13 protein-coding genes, 1 pseudogene and 1 riboswitch are annotated in these 19559 nt (G+C 47.3%); of the genes and pseudogenes, 6 read left to right on the forward strand and 8 right to left on the reverse strand.

The window, feature by feature from the left end; all coding sequences use genetic code 11:
• The 3 genes and pseudogenes from NC994_RS18920 to NC994_RS18930 all read right to left on the reverse strand — a co-directional run.
• Nucleotides 1–74 (reverse strand): annotated as a pseudogene (locus NC994_RS18920) (IS1 family transposase); the annotation flags it as partial.
• A 38-nt stretch (nucleotides 75–112) separates the two neighbouring features.
• Complete coding sequence (locus NC994_RS18925; protein WP_190431715.1) at nucleotides 113–940, reverse strand: SWIM zinc finger family protein; 828 nt, start codon at nucleotides 938–940, stop codon at nucleotides 113–115.
• A gap of 68 nt (nucleotides 941–1008) precedes the next feature.
• Entirely contained in the window at nucleotides 1009–4200 is a 3192-nt protein-coding gene (locus NC994_RS18930; RefSeq protein ID WP_190431717.1) for a DEAD/DEAH box helicase, read from the reverse strand.
• Between the two features lie 165 nt (nucleotides 4201–4365).
• On the opposite strand from NC994_RS18930, the gene NC994_RS18935 reads away from it, so the two are divergent.
• The 4 genes from NC994_RS18935 to NC994_RS18950 all read left to right on the forward strand — a co-directional run bounded on the left by NC994_RS18935 (nucleotide 4366) and on the right by NC994_RS18950 (nucleotide 10066).
• Entirely contained in the window at nucleotides 4366–4719 is a 354-nt protein-coding gene (locus NC994_RS18935) for a hypothetical protein (protein ID WP_199302422.1), read from the forward strand.
• A gap of 336 nt (nucleotides 4720–5055) precedes the next feature.
• Nucleotides 5056–7212, forward strand: a complete 2157-nt coding sequence (locus NC994_RS18940; protein WP_190431719.1) for a polyribonucleotide nucleotidyltransferase — start codon at nucleotides 5056–5058, stop codon at nucleotides 7210–7212.
• Nucleotides 7213–7850: 638 nt separating this feature from the next.
• Nucleotides 7851–8041: riboswitch (cyclic di-AMP (ydaO/yuaA leader) on the forward strand.
• A 163-nt stretch (nucleotides 8042–8204) separates the two neighbouring features.
• Nucleotides 8205–9482, forward strand: a complete 1278-nt coding sequence (locus NC994_RS18945) for a glycosyltransferase family 1 protein (protein WP_190431722.1) — start codon at nucleotides 8205–8207, stop codon at nucleotides 9480–9482.
• A 362-nt stretch (nucleotides 9483–9844) separates the two neighbouring features.
• Complete coding sequence (locus tag NC994_RS18950) at nucleotides 9845–10066, forward strand: hypothetical protein (RefSeq protein ID WP_190431724.1); 222 nt, start codon at nucleotides 9845–9847, stop codon at nucleotides 10064–10066.
• Between the two features lie 114 nt (nucleotides 10067–10180).
• On the opposite strand, the gene NC994_RS18955 is transcribed toward NC994_RS18950, so the two are convergent.
• The gene (locus NC994_RS18955; protein WP_190431726.1) at nucleotides 10181–10588 is read right to left on the reverse strand and encodes a pentapeptide repeat-containing protein; all 408 of its coding nucleotides are present in this window, start codon (nucleotides 10586–10588) and stop codon (nucleotides 10181–10183) included.
• A 335-nt stretch (nucleotides 10589–10923) separates the two neighbouring features.
• Here NC994_RS18955 and tpiA point away from each other — a divergent pair, with 335 nt between their 5' ends.
• On the forward strand, nucleotides 10924–11649 hold the full coding sequence (gene tpiA, locus NC994_RS18960) for a triose-phosphate isomerase (RefSeq protein WP_190431850.1): 726 nt from the start codon (nucleotides 10924–10926) through the stop codon (nucleotides 11647–11649).
• A gap of 61 nt (nucleotides 11650–11710) precedes the next feature.
• Nucleotides 11711–12664, forward strand: coding sequence for a dihydropteroate synthase (gene folP, locus NC994_RS18965; protein ID WP_347276926.1), 954 nt, complete (start codon nucleotides 11711–11713; stop codon nucleotides 12662–12664).
• A 111-nt stretch (nucleotides 12665–12775) separates the two neighbouring features.
• Here folP and NC994_RS18970 read toward each other — a convergent pair whose 3' ends face one another.
• The 4 genes from NC994_RS18970 to NC994_RS18985 all read right to left on the reverse strand — a co-directional run bounded on the left by NC994_RS18970 (nucleotide 12776) and on the right by NC994_RS18985 (nucleotide 19553).
• A complete protein-coding gene (locus tag NC994_RS18970; RefSeq protein ID WP_190429171.1) occupies nucleotides 12776–13588 on the reverse strand; it encodes a stomatin-like protein in 813 nt (270 codons plus the stop codon).
• A 160-nt stretch (nucleotides 13589–13748) separates the two neighbouring features.
• Nucleotides 13749–15563: an alpha/beta hydrolase gene (locus NC994_RS18975; protein ID WP_242032488.1), complete on the reverse strand. Its 1815-nt coding sequence runs from the start codon at nucleotides 15561–15563 to the stop codon at nucleotides 13749–13751.
• Nucleotides 15564–15754: 191 nt separating this feature from the next.
• Nucleotides 15755–18046 (reverse strand): polysaccharide biosynthesis tyrosine autokinase, encoded by a 2292-nt coding sequence (locus NC994_RS18980; RefSeq protein WP_190431749.1) that lies wholly within the window; start codon nucleotides 18044–18046, stop codon nucleotides 15755–15757.
• A gap of 88 nt (nucleotides 18047–18134) precedes the next feature.
• A complete protein-coding gene (locus NC994_RS18985; RefSeq protein ID WP_347276590.1) occupies nucleotides 18135–19553 on the reverse strand; it encodes an SLBB domain-containing protein in 1419 nt (472 codons plus the stop codon).
• Between the last annotated feature and the right edge of the window lie 6 nt (nucleotides 19554–19559).

Below are 19559 nucleotides of genomic sequence, written 5' to 3' on the forward strand. Positions count from 1 at the left end.
CAAATGTAATTTTGCTTACCCCTTCTCTTGCCGTTTTTACGGATATGAGTAGATTGACAGTCTGGGCATTGCATCAAAACCAACCCTAATTCATCCCTCTATTATGCAATGCCTAACTCTCTTCTAAATTCATTGCCGCTAGAAAAGCTTGCTGACTGACTGTTTGATAAACGGTGTCTAGATATTGCATCACCGGCTGACTAGAACCGGATGCGAGAGGAATCGCTCCCAGTACATCTAATACAGTGTCGCCGGTCGGTGCAATCACCACCAGTGAAGAATCCAGCGGTTCGTCGTATTGCCAGAATTCCTCAACTTTAAGAGGAGTTGCTGGTAAGGATGAAGTATCCTCGCCCGATAGCTGGGATGTCTCAGCCGTGGTAATTTCATTCTCAGAATTTTGCTCGCTACCGCGTCTTAGCTTGCGTAAGGTATCGAGGATTTGTTCTTTGGGGCGTCCCCGCAACTGGAAGATGACGAAAGGATCTTCACTAAAGCGATCGCCTAACTGATAATAAACTGCACCAATGTGTTTGCAGGGAATTTCTTTATCCGGGCAACTGCACCGTGCATGGATATCAGACAAAGTAAAGGGAAATATACTCAAACCATTGGCGGTAAACACTTCTTGAATGTTGGGCGGCATTTCTCCCGCCAATAGTTGGGCAGAAAAAATCGCCCGTTGAGACATGGTTTCAATCACATAATCCCACTGTTCATCTGTAAAAGGGTCTAGGGATAGGGAAACTTGATAGGGTTCCGGTGCCGTACCTTGCACTTTTGCTAACACCTTTGGACCTTTAAATTCAATGCCGAGAACATTTCCCTGCATTGCATAATTTCGTGCCCTTTCCAATCGCTTTTTGAAGCGGGACTTCTCTAATAGATCGATCCATTCTTGTACCCACCATTCGCGGCTTTGAATTTCGTAATTGTTCATACTATGGCTTATTTGTTATTCGTCATTACTTTAGAAATCCAACTAACGAGTGATGACTCTGAACTGGCTCATTCATCATCAATTACAGCAGTCCGATCCAGCAGTAATAAATTGCGGAGTTGGTCAGTATTCAGTTCCGTAATCCACTGTTCACCGGCACCCACCACTTGCTCTGCCAATGCTTTTTTACTTTCAATCATTTCATTAATTCTTTCTTCGAGGGTGCCGGTACAGGTGAATTTATGTACCTGTACATTCCGGGTTTGACCAATCCGAAATACCCGATCCGTTGCCTGATTTTCAACTGCTGGGTTCCACCAACGGTCGAAATGAAAGACATGATTCGCACGTGTTAAATTGAGACCCGTTCCACCAGCTTTTAAAGAAAGAATAAAAATTCGGGGGCCTTCTGGGTCATTTTGGAATCGGTCAATCATTTCCTCCCGTTGTTGTTTGCGGGTGCCTCCATATAAAAATAGGGTTTCCCCACCTAGATGTTTCTCTAAATAGGGTTGAAGAAGTTTTCCCCACTCAGCAAATTGAGTAAAAATCAAAGCGCGATCGCCTTCTAATAAAGCTTCTTCCAACATCTCTTCTAAACGCTGAAGTTTGCCAGAGCGACGCTGTGTAACCAGTTCTTTTTCCTTTAAATATTGGGCGGGATGGTTGCAGATTTGCTTTAACTTTATCAACAAAGCTAAAATGATTCCCTTCCGTTGCACGCCCTCACTGGCTTCAATTTCAACTAGCGATTCTTCCACCAATTTTTGATAGAGTGCAGCTTGTTCGGCAGAGAGTCCGCAGAATACAGTCATTTCTTGCTTTGCTGGCAAATCTTGGATGATATTGCGATCGCTTTTCAGGCGGCGCAGGATAAAAGGACTAACCAGCGATCGCAATGTCTGCAACGAAGCCATATCTCCATATTTCTCAATCGGCAAGGCAAATCGGCGTTGAAAGAAATCCCGCGTTCCCAAATACCCCGGATTGAGGAAATCTAAAATTGACCACAGTTCTGCCAAGCGATTTTCCACCGGAGTTCCTGTTAGCGCAATCCGAAAACCTGCTTTTAACTGACGCACTGCTTGCGATTGCTTCGCCTGTGGATTCTTAATATTTTGAGCTTCATCCAGCACCACACCCCGCCAGGAAACACTCTGAAGGTCTTTGGCATCCCGAAACGCCAGTGAATAACTGGTAATTACCAAATCTTTGCCCTTAACGGCTTTTGCCAGCGCTTTCCCTTTCGGTCGTTTATCCCCGTGATGGACGACAACTTTCAGCGTGGGGCCAAATTTCTTAACTTCCCGTTCCCAGTTCCCCAAAACTGAAGTCGGGCAAACTAATAGCGTCGGTGCCTCTAATTTTTCTTCGTGTTGCAAATTTAGCAGAAATGCGATGCATTGAATTGTTTTTCCCAGTCCCATATCGTCTGCGAGACAGGCTCCCAAACCCCAGCGTTCGAGGAAAGAGAGCCAGCCGACGCCCCGCGCTTGATAAGGTCGCAACTGCCCCTGGAAATTGGCAGGAGGCGCGATCGCTTCCACCGCCTGATTATTGGTTAAAGTCGTTAGCAACTGCTGAAGCGGCCCTGCTGCCTCAAAGCTAACCACCGGAAGTTTTTCGATTACTTTGGTATCGCCGGTACTCAGCCGCAGAGCATCTTCTAAGGAGAGAGCCATCTGGTCTTTGGGCGTTGCCAGCAGCAACTGAGCGGCTTTAACATCGGAGGGTTGCAGAGCTATCCACTCCCCATTCACTTGCACTAGCGGACTTTGCAGGGCGATTAGGCGGTCAAATTCTTGTTTAGAAATCGTGCGATCGCCAATTGCTAATTCCCACTCGAAAGACAGCCAGCTTTGCAATCCCGACTGACCTTTGCCCGGTGTGGTGCTAGAGCGAATTTTCAGCCCCAAGTGCCTATTTTCTCCCTCCGCAGGCATCAGACTAGACGGCATCACGACTCCCAATCCACTGTCTTTGAGTCGCCATGCACCCGCCTTGATAAATTCGTATACCTGTACGGGTGTCAAGCGACAAGACTGTGGGCGACGTTCATGCAAGCTGGATTCAATGGGAGGATAAAGTCGGGCACCCAGACCTAAGCCACTCAGAAAAGTCTCCTGATGATGCTCAATTGTGCGACCTTTGAAGACCAAACGCTCTAAGGGATGGTTCCAGATAGTTTCTGCATTCACCAAAAATTCTGGGTCGCCCGTTGCCTGGAGAAAGTATTCTAAACTCCAATTCTCATCACCTGTATCAGGTGGTTGGAGAAGGAAACAGGTGCGAAATCGGTTTTGTTGGTATTGGCGGGTTCTCAATTCCCCGCTAGCGAACACCGGGACGAGTAAATGATCTCGTACTGGCGATGTCCAAGTCTGAAAGGCTGCTTCCAAGCGTCCAATTGCCGCCGGTTCTGTTTTGAGGGTATTGGATGCGGTAGAAAGGGCTTGCAACCACTCCTGCACTATCGGTTCTACTGCGGGTAAGGCAGAATTCCCAGCACTCGAACGCACTTGTGCGTCGATCGCACTGCCTAAGAATCCTAAGAGTAATTCCTTGGGTTCTTCTGGATCTAGTTGTTCTTTAGGTTTTTCTTTACCACTAACCTCCGAGTGTTGATAAGTGCGGCAGGCAGAGGGCATGAGCTGGGTAAACTTTTCCAAACGCACTTGATCTAACCCACTATCGAGTAGAGGTTGCCAAGCGGCGACAACAGTACCATCTGACTGCCGATGCAGGGTTGGTAAAAACTTAGATCGCACCAGAAGATCCAAAATCCAGCGGCTAACCTGTGCCCAAAAGCGTAAATCTCCCCCTACATAAGTATCAGATGCTTGAAAAGAGCCAAGGGGCAACGCTTGCAAAAATTGTATGGCTTCCAGAGGATCGAGACATAGCCCTTCAACTTGCCAGAGGTGTAAGGATAAGGTTGAAGCATCCGCACCGTCTGAAAGCATTTTGGTGGATAGCAGTGGGCAAACTGGATCTCCTGCCTCTATTTGGGTGGGCAAAGCGATCGCTTTCTTGTGCCATTTCTCGTTAGGCTGACTTTTCGCATGGCTGCGCGATTCTCCAAGGAGACTACGCGATCGCAAAAAAGCGATTAATTCTACCTGCGTCATCGCCATCGGATGGGATGCCACTGTATCGGGTTGAGAAGACATCGCAGGCGTCATGGGTCGCCAAATTTCTCCCCAAACAAATAGATAACCACCCTGAGGTTGAACGAGCCAACTACCGTGTAAAATTGCCATATTTAATAGCTTTTTTTGTGAGAATTAACTCAATTTATTAACGTTTATTAGAGCAGAAATTAGCAATTAGATAATTCGATGCTTTTTCCTTAGCTAAATTAAAGGCATCACTTTTTACAAGTTTTACTTAAAGATTAAAATTTATTTACTTTTTTAACGACCTTCTTGCCAAATGGGATTAAAGCCGAACTCGATCAGATGTTTCCTTCTGAGCAAGATGCAGTCAGAGAATTACTGAATCTGATTATTATTGAGGGTCAAACTTATCGCAAAAGTAAACCTCTATCCAAAGTAGAATTTGCTGCCTACTGGATGACCCACGATGCTTTTGTTGCCACCGACAACCACACTAAATCCACTAACGCCGATGAAAATCTTGGGAGCTTTACTATCTCAAGCCCAACTTTCCCGGACGGTGCAGCTACATCTGCAATGCTGGATTTATTGTACAACCTGCTTGAGCGGGGTCAAGGCATGAGTAGGTTGATGGAGATCAATGCTAGAAATAGCTGCCGTTAAGGGTTACACGGCGATGATGTTCAATTTTGTCTTGGCAATTAACACGCCTTCTATCCGATTGTGACAATCTTTAATATTTGAGAGAATCGGGCGGATTCTGAGCGCTGAACATTTATTTGATGGACTATCTCAGGGACGAGTAGGAGACGTCCTAAAGATGTACCGCTCTTTGCGCTAATTTATCAGCCGTCAGTTGTTATCGTCGATCCTCTGCGCCCTTACTCCTCTGTCCGTCCTCGTCTCCGGAATGCCGTCATCTACACTAAAGGCACCACCAGTACCTAAGTGCTACGATTGCGAAAGATAAAGAAAAATGATAGAAGGACAAAGTACCGCATGGTAGAGCTAGACAAGTCAATATCCTTTGATGGACGGGATATTCGACTGAAGGTGGGTTTGCTTGCCCCTCAAGCTGGGGGTTCAGTTTTAATTCAGTCAGGAGACACCGCAGTTTTAGTCACGGCGACTCGCTCCGGAGGCCGAGAAGGCATTGATTTCCTGCCGTTAATGGTAGATTACGAAGAAAGGCTTTATGCAGCCGGTCGGATTCCCGGTGGTTTCTTGCGACGAGAAGGGCGTCCCCCCGAAAAAGTAACGCTCACGGGTCGTTTGATTGACCGTCCCCTGCGTCCATTATTTCCTTCCTGGCTGAGAGATGACATTCAGGTAGTAGCAACCACGCTGTCGATGGATGAGCAGGTACCGCCGGATGTTCTGGCGGTAACAGGTGCTTCAATTGCGGTGCTTTTAGCACAGATTCCCTTCCAAGGACCGATGGCAGCGGTGCGGGTTGGTTTGGTGGGGGATGATTTTATTATCAATCCTACCTACGCCGAGATTGAGGCGGGGGATTTGGATCTGGTGGTGGCAGGCTCTCCAGATGGCGTGATTATGGTCGAAGCTGGAGCGAATCAGCTGCCAGAACAGGATGTCATTGAGGCGATTGATTTCGGCTATGAGGCGGTGCGCGACTTAATTGAGGCGCAGCGAGAACTCATGGCAGCACTGGGAATTGAATTGGTTCAAGAAATCCAGCCGGAAGTCGATTCGACCCTAGAGAATTTTATTCGCGATCGCGCGACTGCCCAAATCAAAGAAGTCCTCTCCAAATTTGAACTCGACAAAAATAGCCGTGACGCTCTTTTAGATCAGATCAAAGAGACACAAATCCTGGCAGCGATCGCAGAATTAGCTGAAGACGACCCCATCCGAGTTGCTTCTGCGGCTAACTCTAAAGCAGTGAGTAACGTCTTTAAAGACATCACCAAGAAGCTGATGCGCCGTCAGATTGTCGAAGACAGCGTCCGGGTAGATGGTCGCAAGCTTGATGAAGTGCGCCCTGTCTCTTGTCGCGTGGGTCTGTTGCCCAATCGGGTTCATGGTAGCGGTTTGTTTAACCGAGGACTGACCCAGGTGTTATCTGTTTGTACTCTCGGCACCCCAGGCGATGCCCAGGATCTCGCAGATGACCTGCATCCAGAAGATGAAAAGCGCTATTTACATCACTATAATTTTCCGCCCTTTTCTGTTGGGGAAACCAAGCCGATGCGGGCACCCGGTCGTCGGGAAATTGGTCACGGGGCACTAGCCGCACGGGCAATAGTGCCAGTGTTACCGCCGAAGGAAGACTTCCCCTACGTGATTCGGGTGGTGTCTGAAGTTCTTTCTTCTAATGGTTCCACATCGATGGGTTCGGTGTGTGGTTCCACCCTGGCTTTGATGGATGCTGGCGTGCCCATTGCGAAGCCGGTGAGTGGCGCAGCAATGGGACTGATTAAAGAAGGCGAGGAAGTTCGCATTCTGACTGATATTCAGGGCATTGAAGATTTCTTAGGTGACATGGACTTTAAGGTGGCAGGTACCGATACTGGTATCACTGCCTTGCAAATGGACATGAAGATCAGCGGACTGCCTCTGGATATCATTGCCAAAGCCGTCGAGCAAGCAAAGGGCGCTAGGCTGCACATTTTAGAGAAAATGCTGGCAACCATTGACCAACCTCGCACCGAGATGTCACCTTATGCACCTCGCTTGCTGACGCTCAAGATTGAGCCAGAACTCATTGGCATGGTCATCGGGCCTGGAGGCAAGATGATTAAGAGCATCACTGAAGAAACGGGTGCCAAAATCGACATTGAGGATGATGGCACGATCACGATTTCAGCAGTGGATGGCGAGAAGGCGAAGAAAGCCCGCAACATCATCCAAGGGATGACGCGGAGGCTGAATGAGGGTGATGTATACGCTGGTCGCGTAACCCGGATTATTCCAATTGGGGCGTTTGTGGAAGTGCTTCCCGGAAAAGAAGGGATGATCCACATTTCTCAACTTGCTGATTACCGAGTCGGTCGCGTCGAAGATGAAGTGGCTGTCGGGGATGAAGTCATTGTCAAGGTGCGGGAAATTGATAGCAAAGGTCGGATTAATCTGACGCGCTTGGGGATTCATCCAGATGAAGCGGCGGCTGCTCGTGAAGCGGCAGCAAGTCGCTAAAAAAAGCAATTAGCGATTAGCGATTAGCAATTAGGAATTGAAATTGCTAACCGCTAATCGCTGAACCGAGCTTTTTTCCTCAACAACTACCATTCCATTCGGTTATTAAATCTAATCTAATTATCCCGTAGCTATAGCAATCCTATTTGAGTTGCAAGCTAGGAGTTCAGATTCCTGACTTCTTCGATAAGTCGAATATCTCGCGTTTGAAAATGATTTAGCACCGAGCTATAAAAACTATAATTAGATGAATCATAGCAACAGTAAAGAGTTGTTTCTAGTAGTCTTTAACTCTTAGTTATGAGTTGGTTGATATTGAACGAATGACTGAAGGTTAAAGATGTAGAAAGCTTTTATTAATAACGAGTTGCATTTCTTGTCGTGTAGGTTAATGCCGTGCGCGAACGTTCGCTAACAAAAGTTAGCTGATGGTTTTCTTTACTTAGCCCAATGTACTCTATCGACCCCATCCGCCCACATCAAATGCTTGACTCGTAAGTCTGACGATTGGAGGGTAAGTATAAATATCATCATCGTATATTAAAAAACATCTATCTTAAGGTAGGTTGACAATTTTTAAATTGTAGTGTTAAGGTTGCAGTCAGTCTACATAAGTCAGCCTAATCCAGTATCTCACTTTAAAAAACGTACCTTATCTAATTAAGGTGAAGCTGGAGCGGAGGAACCAAATTTTGGGGCTTATCGATGAGAGATTAAAAATTAAAAATAGTAATCCTAATTTTTAATTTTGCATTCTTAATTTCTCAGAGAGGGACATCTCTCAGTCCTCGCCCGTCAGCTAACTCCGTCGGCATTGAGAGGAGACTGAAGAGTCAGCAATTTTGTAGAATTTGCGCGATCTCATCAGTGTCCTTGGCTGGTATCTGTTCGCTTCGTTGTACCTGCCCTCGACTATGAGTAGAGGCACATGCCGTGCTTCAACTGCTGGCGTAGGAAAGCAGGTGCGCTAGCTATGAGGAGAAAATCAACCGATGTTACTGACTGACAAAAATCGTATCGCCTTAATTTCAGTAGATGGCGATCCCGCGGTAGAAATTGGGCAAGAAGAAGCTGGAGGTCAAAATGTCTATGTGCGTCAAGTAGGATTAGCACTCGCTGAGCAAGGCTGGCAGGTGGATATGTTCACTCGCCGCAGCACTCCGGAGCAACTGGATGTCGTTCAGCATACGCCTAACTGCCAGACAATCCGATTAGCCGCTGGGCCAGCCCAATTCATGAGTCGGGATCGACTCTTCTGCTATTTACCAGAGTTTGTTGAACAATTCCAGGCATTTCAGCAGCGTGAAGGTTGGCAATATACCCTGGTGCATACCAATTATTGGTTGTCATCTTGGGTGGGAATGGAACTGAAAAAGCACCAACCTTTGATACAGGTACATACTTATCACTCGCTGGGGGCGGTAAAGTATCGTACAGTTTCCGAAATTCCAGCGATCGCTTCCACACGGCTAGCAGTTGAAAAAGCGTGTTTGGAAACAGTGGATCGAGTGATTGCTACCAGTCCGCAAGAAGAAGATCAAATGCGATCGCTTGTTTCCACTCAGGGACAGATTGAAATGATTCCCTGCGGTACAGATATCGTTAAATTTGGTTCCATTCAGCGCCAAGAAGCACGCCAACAGCTAGGAATTGCCAGCGACGCCAAAGTAGTGCTGTATGTGGGTCGTTTCGATCGGCGCAAGGGAATTGAAACTCTAGTCCGAGCTGTAGCAAAATCAAGCTTACGCAGGTCTTGCGACCTAAAGCTCCTCATCGCAGGCGGAAGCCGTCCGGGACAGAGTGACGGCATTGAACGCGATCGCATTGAGAAAATCGTAGCTGAAGAAGGCATTGGCGATCTCACTTGCTTCCCCGGTCGTGTGGAAGATAACGATTTGCCTCTCTACTACTCAGCTGCCGATGTGTGTGTTGTCCCCAGTCATTACGAACCCTTCGGTTTAGTTGCCATTGAAGCAATGGCTACCCGGACGCCGGTAATTGCAAGCAATGTAGGCGGCTTGCAGTTTACCGTAGTGCCAGAGGTAACGGGTTTACTGGTGCCTCCCAAACATGAAGTCGCCTTTGCACAGGCGATTGACCGCATCCTAGCCGATCCCGATTGGCGAGACCAATTAGGCCAAATGGGTCGCCAACGGGTAGAAATTGCCTTTAGCTGGAATAGTGTGGCATTACGACTCAGTCATCTGTACACCAAATTACTGTGCCAAGCCGCTGTTGGATCTGCGAGCAAACCTCAGCTAGTCGCTTGAGATTTTTCTCCCTGAAAAGTGCTGAGTCCTTTGGGATGGGATTTTCATCCCGATAGCGAGCAAGAAAAGGCACTAGAAAAGAGTTTCCATCCAACGTTGTGAGCTTTCAGTGTATAAGCGTTTCTTGCAATAAAAACAATCAATCTTCTTTGTTCCTCGCAAGGAGGAAATAAGACTCCCTCTTCGTTTCCGAAAGTTAGGACAGGTTCTCAATATTTTTGCAAGAACTCTATTCCCAAACCCTAGACAAATTTATTCCAAATCGATGGATTGTCGGTAAAAGCGGGATATCCATCCAATCATTTGAGAGCAATTCAAGTAGTAAGAAAACGGCAAATCACAAAATTAGGAGAGTTGAAATCATGCTGAATATCGGAGATAGCGTACTACATAAGAAAACCGGACGCTCTGGCAAGGTTTTTGCCTATGGCTATCAGATGGTTAATAGCACTTACTTGCCAACACTGATCGTCAGAGTAGTTGAAGCTGCAAGTTTAAACCAGAAAAGTTTTGTAGAAGATTTGTCTTCATCATGGATTTTGGAGCAAGAAGCTTCTCGGCTTTCGGCAAAGGCTGCACGCTAGAGCCTAGCCTGATTGTATCTGCGCTTTATGCGTAGGCGATCGCTCAAAACAAAACTCGGTCAGTTACTGACCGAGTTTTTTATTTTTGTCAAATATTTAGTTGTGAAAAACCTACTAATCCCATTTAACGTTATTCGGCAAAATCGCGTTGTCGAGAGCCGCATCCTTCAAGTTAGCATTTATCAAGTTAGCCTCTCTCAAATTGGCACTACTTAAGTCTGCTTTCTGGAGATCGGCGCTATTTGCAAATACACCCGTTAAATTAGCTTTTTCCAGATTAGCCTGCGTTAGATCGGCACCTTCTAAGTTCGCATTCGCTAGGTTAGCTCCCTGCAAATTTGCCCCTCTCAAATCAGCCCCAGTGAGATGGGCATTTACAAGATTGGCTCCTTTCAAGTCGTAGTCCTGACATTGCTTAGTTTCGATTAATCGTCTGACATGAGCGGGATTTTCGGCTCGGACGGGAGCAACTATGCCTAAGGGGAGCAGGAGCGCTGCGGCTGCTAAAAATTTTAGTTTCATATTTACTCCAATAATCTAAGTTTTTTATTTACGTTCTGGTATAATTTTAAACCTTAATTTTTTTGAGGAACATCCTACGATAGGGGGGAATCTTTTGGGTAAATACCCACCTAAAGTAATAAAAAGATTTTTGAAGTGAGTCGCGGCTAAGAGCAGCATCCGCAGGAGCGAGTGTTGGCGTGCAAGGATTGCGGGGTGAAATTATCGCGTCGCTTGACATTTGCGCTTTTAGCGACCAGAAAGTGTAAATGCGATCGCCTTTAAAGCAGGGGTTCCCCCGCCGTACTAAACTGGAGGTTACAGTTTTTAGCATTCTGAACTTGACTGAGTTAGCTGTGCGGAAAATAGTTATTGCCGGTAATTGGAAAATGTACAAAACTCAGACCGAGAGTCTGGAGTTTTTGCAAGGATTCATGTCTCACCTAGAAGAAACCCCAGACGAGCGGGAAGTAGTCCTAGCGGCTCCTTTCACTGCTTTGAGCATCATGTCTAAAAATCTGCACGGTAGCCGCGTGCAGCTGGGTGCCCAAAACATCCACTGGGAAGAAATGGGAGCCTACACAGGTGAAATTGCCGGACCCATGCTGACAGAAATTGGGGTGCGTTTCGTAATTGTGGGTCATAGCGAACGGCGTCAATACTTTGGCGAAACCGATGAAACTGTGAACCTACGGCTGAAAGCAGCGCAACGCTACGGTTTAACGCCCATTCTCTGCGTCGGCGAAACCAAGCAACAACGCGATGCAGGTGAAACAGAATCCCTGATTTCTACCCAACTGAAAAAAGGCTTGGTTGACGTTGATCAAGAGAACCTGGTTATTGCCTACGAACCTATTTGGGCAATTGGTACTGGCGACACCTGCGAGTCAAAAGAAGCAAATCGGGTGATTGGCTTGATTCGCACTCAATTGACAAATCCAAATGTCTCGATTCAGTACGGTGGCTCGGTCAAGCCCAATAATATTGATGAAATCATGGCGCAGCCAGAAATCGATGGGGCTTTGGTCGGGGGAGCCAGTCTGGAGGCTGCCAGTTTTGCCCGAATTGTCAACTTTCAATAAAGGATAAGGATGTTAGCGAAGCGGCGCTTTCTTCGCCGGATGACGGATGAATCAATCCAAAATCCAAAATAGCTTGACCCTGCGGGGTCAAACTTTTGACTGGGGACAGCGCACTTATTTAATGGGTGTGTTGAATGTGACGCCTGATAGTTTTAGTGACGGCGGAGACTTTAACACGCTAGGAGACGCCTTGGCTCAGGCTAAGCATCTTGTGGCAGCCGGAGCCAATATCCTCGATGTGGGGGGACAATCAACCCGCCCCGGAGCCGCCCAAATCTCTCTGGAAGAGGAATTGGATCGGGTGCTACCAGTAGTGCAAGCCCTCCGAAAGGGTGCAGAAGGAAAGATCGAGGATGACTCCGATTCTGCGGTAGGAGTCATAGAATCTGCTCAACACGGCAATCCCTTATCCCACCCTCCGGGATACATCCCTCATCCTTCTGAGGTTCCGATTTCCGTGGATACAACACGGGCATCTGTGGCACGGGCAGCGATTGGGGCGGGGGCTGATATCGTCAATGATATTTCCGGCGGTACTTTCGACCCGGAGATGTTTGCTGTGGTGGCAGAGTTGGGAGTCCCCATTGTGTTGATGCACATCCGAGGGACGCCAGCTACCATGCAGCAGATGACGAATTATCAGGACTTGATGGGGGAAATCTCCGAGTTTTTGTCAAGTCAAATTGAGCAAGCGATCGCATCTGGCATCGATCGCTCAAAAATTATCATCGATCCCGGCATTGGCTTTGCCAAAACTTACGAGCAAAGCTTGGAAATTTTGCAACGCTTACCGATGTTGCATTCTTTGGGCGTTCCTTTGTTAGTGGGACCATCCCGGAAAAGTTTTATCGGGCGGATTTTAAATCAACCCGATCCCAAAGCCAGAGTGTGGGGAACGGCGGCGGCTTGTTGCGGAGCGATCGCGGGAGGTGCTGATATCCTCCGAGTTCACGATGTCCAACCCATGCATGATGTCTGTCGCGTCGCGGATGCCATTTTCAGAAAACAAAAATAGAAAAGCTAAGAGCGATCGCTGTCTTGAAATGCCTTAAAAAGTGATGTTTTTAATTTCAAATCAGCTCGACTCTTAAAACTCTTTTCATTTTTGTTTTTTACCTTTTACCTTCTAAGTTCCCGATCCATTGCCATTAGAGCCATTAGGCGGTTCAGGAGTAGACATTAAATCAGTCATGGCTTCTGATAAAGCTTTCGGGTCCATAAATACCACTTTGGAGTTAGGACTCGCACTCAATTTCTGATTGGCATCGACATATCTTTGAGCAACGAGAAACTGCAATACTTCTCTACTTAAAGGTTGTGACTGCAAAGCTTGGCTCAGAATTTCTATCGACTTCACAGTTCCCTCCGCTTCCAAGATGGAAGCGCGTTTCTTACTTTCCGCTGCTCGTTCCAGCTCCAGAGACTCCAAGACAGTTTTTGCGGGCGTAATGTCTCGTACCTCGACGCGAGTCACCTTAACTCCCCACGCAGCCGTCGCTTCATCCAACTGCTGTAACAAAGTCTGATTAATTTCGGTTCTGGAAGAATACGTTTGCTCCAGTTCCATTTGACCAATCGCAGAGCGAAGCGTTGTCAAAACTAAGTTTTCGATTGCTTGCTCAATATCTTCAACGGCGTAGTAGGCTTTTTCCAAATCCAGAATCTGCCAGTACACCACTGCATCAACTTTCAGCGAAACGTTGTCTTTGGTAATTGCCTGTTGAGGGTCAATATTCAAAAACTTCTCGCGGCTGGTTTCCTCCACCACAATTGAGTCAACAAAGGGAACGATAAAGTTGAGACCGGGCGCGAGTCTTCGATTGTACTGACCCAAGCGCTCTACTAAAGCTTGATTTCCTTCGTTGATAATTTTCACAGAACCCACTGTATAGCCGATAATCACTAAGGCGAGGGGGGCAAGAATCGTGATGGGGTCCATAATGCGCTCTCTCCTGAAGAGGCTACTGTCAAAAGTAGCGATTAGCTTAATGCTAACTTTTAATTAGTCACAGCTTGACTTTGATTAAATCAGGATTTTTATCCAAAACTCGGAGCCTTGCCTTAGTTTTGAGAAACATTTCATTGGGATGCCCGCCTTTCTAGGGCAGTGGTGGCAAAGCCAGCCACGAAGTAACGCTTGGGGGTAGTTGCGTATTCAGGCGCAGCGCCAGTTCTGGGGTAGAGAGAGATTGGGCGTAGGCGGGTGTTAAAAAGGGTTCGTAAGTTGAGGCGGCTGGAGTCAGCTGTTTGACAAATGCCAAGGTGACGCCTTTAAGCAGCTGACGCAGGGGAGCCGCTACTTCACCAGTGCGTTCGTTGACGAGGGTTGTTTGAGTGAGCTGTTCGCCTTGGCTACCAGGAGCAAAATCGCTAATGCTTAAGTGAGTTCCGCCAATTGCTGTGAGGAGATATTTCGGGCTGGGTAGTTGGGTAAAAGGTCGTAGTTGATGGTTCAGCGATGGAGTGAGGGGATCGCTGGTGCCAGTCAAGATTAAGGTAGGAGTGCTAACTTTGCCAAGACCTTTTTTCCCAAATAAGTCTCCCACGACGGGGTTCAGCGCGATCGCTTGCGCCACGCGCCGATCCCGCAAGCTCAAACGTTGGTCGGGCAGATCCGCTGCTGCACACTGCAACCAATCGCCCCCCGATTTTCCTAGAGGATTGCGATTTTTGCAAAATTGTCGTAACTCATCTAGATTCAGTTCGCCTCCCGCCAACGCTAAAGCCGTGTAGCCGCCCAAGGAATGACCAATCACGCTCACTTTCTCGGTATTCAGCTTCCCCTGAAGAGAACCTGGTAGCTGGTTTAGCCGAGCTAGCTCATCAAGCAAAAAGCTAATATCTTTGGGCATGGCGACAAATTCGGACGCCGGTAACAAAGGTACTAAACCGGGTACTCCCACAGAGTTGCTGCCAAAATGCCCGCCAAAGATTTGGTTGGCATTGCTGCCCGGATGTTCGATGGCGGCGACGGTGATGCCATGAGACGCTAGGTGACGGGCTACATAAGCCAGGAAGGAGCGATCGGCTCCAAAGCCGTGGGAGAGGACGACGAGGGGATTCTGAGAATTTTGGTAAGGGGGCTTCTCGTTTGTGTTTGCCCAGTAAAGATCGACGACGATCTTGCGATCGCTGGTGTATGTCCCCAGAATCGGCTCTTGGCGTCGCCAGTCGTGAAAGGTCAGAGTCTGCTGCTGTACTGTTTCGGAACCCGCTTGGGCGGGGTTAAAGGCAGGACGAAATTTTCCTTTGGTGACGGTCAGTTCCCGCTCCAGTAGAGGGCCTAAAGCTCCGCTTTGCCAGTAGGGGGCGTTGAATTCTAGGGCGATCGCGATCGCTGAAGAGGCGTCTATGGTAATGGTGTCGGCTGGGTAGGACTGCAAAAAGCTGATAACGCTTAAGCCGTTGGCTTGCCGCAAGGCTAGAGTTAAACCTGCTTGCAGTTGTTCTACCGTACTATTCGGGAGCGCCAACCCCAGCTTCTTGATTAATTCTTCTCCAACGGGCGATCGCAACACGTCTTTTACCACTTTGTCTCCCAAATTCGGATCTAGGTGCAAGCGACGGTTGAGGATGTCTCGAAATTCTGAGCTGAGCAATGCCTTGTAAGGCTTGAGACTTGCAGGAACTTCCCCCGTTTTGGCAAAATCCTCTAAATCTTCGATCGCGACCGATTGCTGAAACGGTCCCAAGCGCAGCGTTACCCGTTCTGCTGCTAAGACGGGTGCCTCAATTAACAAAAGTGCGATCGCGTTGCTTAAAGAAGTTAGCGTAACGCCCCATAATAAGCTTTGAGCAAGTAAGCGCGTCCGTCCGATCTGCCTTGCCGTTTCTGAAAATGGCGGCGTTTGCGTTCTTGAAAGCGACTTTCGGAAACCCTTGTCCCGAAACCAGTCCAGCTTTAACTTCATCATTTCCATTCACCCCGTTTGAGTGCAGCAGCGCCGTAATGTAGAAGCAATTCGATTGTGGTTGTTCCCATTCTTAAAAAGCTCTGCACTTGTGCGATCGCTTTTATAGAAACTGGATAGTCAGTGCTGTTAGCACAGCAAAGCCAAGCATGGACTCAGCGAACATAAGAATACGCCCCTGCCCCGAAGCTCACTTAATTGCGACTATAGGTGCGGCTATAGGAAGGATACGCGGGAGAAGTATACCCTTTAATGCCATTGGCGACGATACCCAAGACTGTGCCACCGGAGATTTTTAGTCCATCTAATGCTTTCATCAGCATGGAACGGTCTGTTTGATCGATCCCCACAACTAAAATAGTGCCATCTGTATTCGCTGCCAAGATGTTGCTGTCTGCTAAACCAACTAGGGGTGGTGAGTCGTAGATCACTAAGTCGAAACGGGCTTGAAATTGCTCGATCAGATACTGCATTTTATCTGACGAAAGCAGTTTGATCGGGTCTGAAGAGTTGTGACCCGATGTTAAGACAAACAGGTTGTTGTCTTCTGGCGATCGCTGAATGGCATCATTCAGACTCAAATCCGTGGCGATGATATCGCTGAGTCCGCGCACGTTCGGTAAGCTTAAGCGAGTATGCAGACTCGGACGCCGCAAATCGGCGTCTATCAATAATACCCGCTGACCAATTGCCGCTGCGGCTTTCGCCAAGTGAATGGCAACCGTTGATTTTCCATCTCCCGGTGTTGCGGAACTGATTGCCAAAGAAGTAATCGGCGTCCCGGAACTGAGCAAGCGAATATTGGTATAGAGAGAACGGAAGGCTTCCAAAAATGGCGAATCGGTGTATACATTTAGCTTCTTGCGACCATTGCCATTTGCTTTATTGTCACCCAAAAGTTGATTTAAACCGGCAACATCCGCTGCGGTAGAGAGTTTGCTGGGTTTCTTGGGCGGTTTCTTGAGTTCCTTGGCAAAAGGAATCACTCCCAAAATCGGCAGTTTCGTTTCCCCTTTGACATCTTCGGGGGTATGGAAGACTGTATTGAGAGCCTCGATGAGAAAACCCAACCCGATACCCAATAGCGCACTTAAAACAATTGCGATCGCTAACTGTTTTTTCGTTTGTTTCGTCGCTACTGATATCAGGTTGCCATCTTCATCGCGCCGTAGCTGAGGCTCTTCAATGAGTTCCCAAGGCACTTCCTGCTGGGCAGCATCTAAGTTCAAGGCTTCTCGTTTGCCTAAAAATTGCTTGAGGTTATCGGTTGCAACTAATAATTTTCGCTGTATATCGGCGTGCTGGCGGGCTACCGCAGGTAATTCTTGCAGTTGTGCTTTGATTTTCCTTTCAGTTTTCAGAATTGTTTGGTAGCGCTCCTGTATTCCTTGGATTCTTCCCTCCAATTTTTTGAGAAGCCCTTGGGCTTGTTCGCTCAGCAACCGTTGCAAATTTTCCCGCTTTTCCTTAAGAACCAGAATCGGTGGGCTATCGTCCCGAAATTGGGGGGATTGTGCCGCAATAGTACTATCTAGAGTTTGAATCTGCGCTAGCAAGGTTTCGTAGGTTTTTGCATCAGTAGACAAAATTGCGGTAGAGTTCCCTTCTTGCAACTGTTTTTGCATACTGGTATATTGCGCTTGCGCGTCAGCGAGTTCCGCTTGGGTATCCGATCTTTGTCTTTCAAGCGTCAAAGCCTGCTCGTATAGCAAGGAATCTGCTTGTTCCGGATCGCTGACATTATACTGCTGCCGCAGTTTTTGGAGTTGTGCTTGCAGCGTATCAACTTGCCCTTGTAGCTGAGGTAGCTGCTGATTGATAAACTCAATTCCTTGTTTAAGGCTTGACAGGCGCTCTTGGCGGCTGTAATTCAGATAATTTTTATAAAGACTATCCAATATAAACTGAATTTTTTGCTGGTCTTCATCCCGGTAACTAACTTCTAAAATTTTGGTGCCGTATTGAACTCCATCTTTTTCATAATTGACTCGAAAAATTAAGAGTTTCGTCATTAAGGAGTTATATGTTATCTCCGGATATTTTTTTTGCAATTCCTTGATGACTGGCAACATCAATTTCGTACTTTGCAAAACTCGAATTTGCGTCTCATAATCCAATAAACTAGATTTTTCTACTTCGATTTTTTGGATATCTGCATTGTTCGTTTGAGACGATAAAAATTGCTTCGCCAATCTATCTTCAGCAGTCACGGGTTCCACCAAAAGCCGAAAAGCTCCTTCGTATTCTGGAGCAATCTGCTTTGAGGTAAAGACAATCATGCTTCCTGACATGACAGTTAATATAATTGTTACCCCTGCCATAATTGGGAGTCGGCGGCGCACAACCCCTAGTAGCCATGCCAAGTCCAGCTTCTGTTCCTCACTGTCGTCAGAGGGTCGAGTCAGGTGCCCTGGCAAGGACTGAGTCAACTTGCTATTGCTAGTGTGCTTATTAAAGAACGGCTGTGAATTGTGTTCGGTATCCATTTACCTATTAGATAGAAGTAGATAGAACAAAAAAAGCTAACTACGGTTTAAGAAAACGTTTATAGATACACCCTGAATATATGCTTACCTAGTCATCGTCTCCCAAAATTCCAAATAAATTAAAAATGTTGAAGAATGTGAAAACCTTTTCGATCGGTTCTAAGAATGTTCGCACACTGTCAGAAGTTTTGGCGCTTCCAGAACGGCTGACGACAATAATGTCGTTATTGCGGACGAGTGGATTATTTGTCTCATTGATTCCTTGGGTTAAATCAATATTGACTTTACTTTTTGACACTGTACCGTCAGGGTTGAGGCGAATTAAATCAACCGCCTTTCGATTCGCTCTAGCATCATTGAATCCTCCCGCAGTCAGCAATGCTTGATTCAAGGTTGTGTTTGGCGCAACCTGCACCACTCCTGGACTTTTCACTTCTCCGACCACACTTACCTTAATAGTACCGGGAGAAAAGCTAGTGGTCGCTAATTCAGAAATTTCTGCCGGGTTAACTGCTGATGCAGTGGGAATGAAAATGGTATCTCCATCTTGCAAAAGCGTATCTTGACTGAAATCCCCAGCCTGCAAGAGTTGCCAAAGATTCAGATCGATAATTTGTTCTGTCCCTGCTTTGGTGAGTCGCCGCAGCTGGATACGGCGAATATCAGCCAAGGGCTTAATCCCCCCAGCCAAATCGATTGCCCGCGTTACAGTTGGCAGTCCCAGGGTTCTTTGCTCTAGTGTTGTCTTTCCTCCAATCACAACATAAGTACCAGGACGGTTGACTTCTCCTACGACTGCAACACTGCGGGGTTCTTCTAAAGGAGGTGAAAAACGAGTTGTGGCAATTTGACGTACTTCGTCTAAGTTAATGGTGCTGGTTGTGGGAATAAAGACAGTGTCTCCATCCCGCAAATTTAAATCTTGCCTGCTGTCGCCGGTTTGTATCAGATCCCAAAGATTCAGATTGATTACTTGCTCGGAACCGGATGCTAGCTTGCGACGCACCTGAACCTTACGAATATCAGCCGTCAGCGTAATTCCCTGCGCTAGCTCAATTGCCTGGGTTACGGTGGGATATTGGAACCCAGGCACGCTTCCGACTCCGGCTATCAAAGGAATTGTGAAGCCCCCTGGGCGAGTTACCTCTCCTCCCACCCGAACGTTGATCGGGCGAGGAGACAGAACGTTAATGGTGATGATGGGTCGTTTGAGGAAGCGAAAGTATGCAGATGAAATAGCATTCGTCGCTTGTGGCACGGTTAGCCCCTGAACCGATAGGGTTCCAATCAAGGGTAGGGATAAGGAGCCATCTGCGAGAACTTGGTACTCGCCGCTATATTGGGGAACCTCGAAGATATCAAGGCGGATGCGATCGCCTCCACCCAATGTATAGGCTATATCCGGTCGAGCAGGATTAGTATTCGCTTGTGCAAGAATTGTAGGTTTTTGAAAACGCGGTACAGTCGCCTGGGTAGGATTGGGGCAAGCAAAGGCAAATGTTGCCACTAAGGT

The organism is Trichocoleus sp. AS-A1 (assembly GCF_039962015.1).
GTDB lineage: Bacteria > Cyanobacteriota > Cyanobacteriia > Cyanobacteriales > FACHB-T130 > FACHB-T130.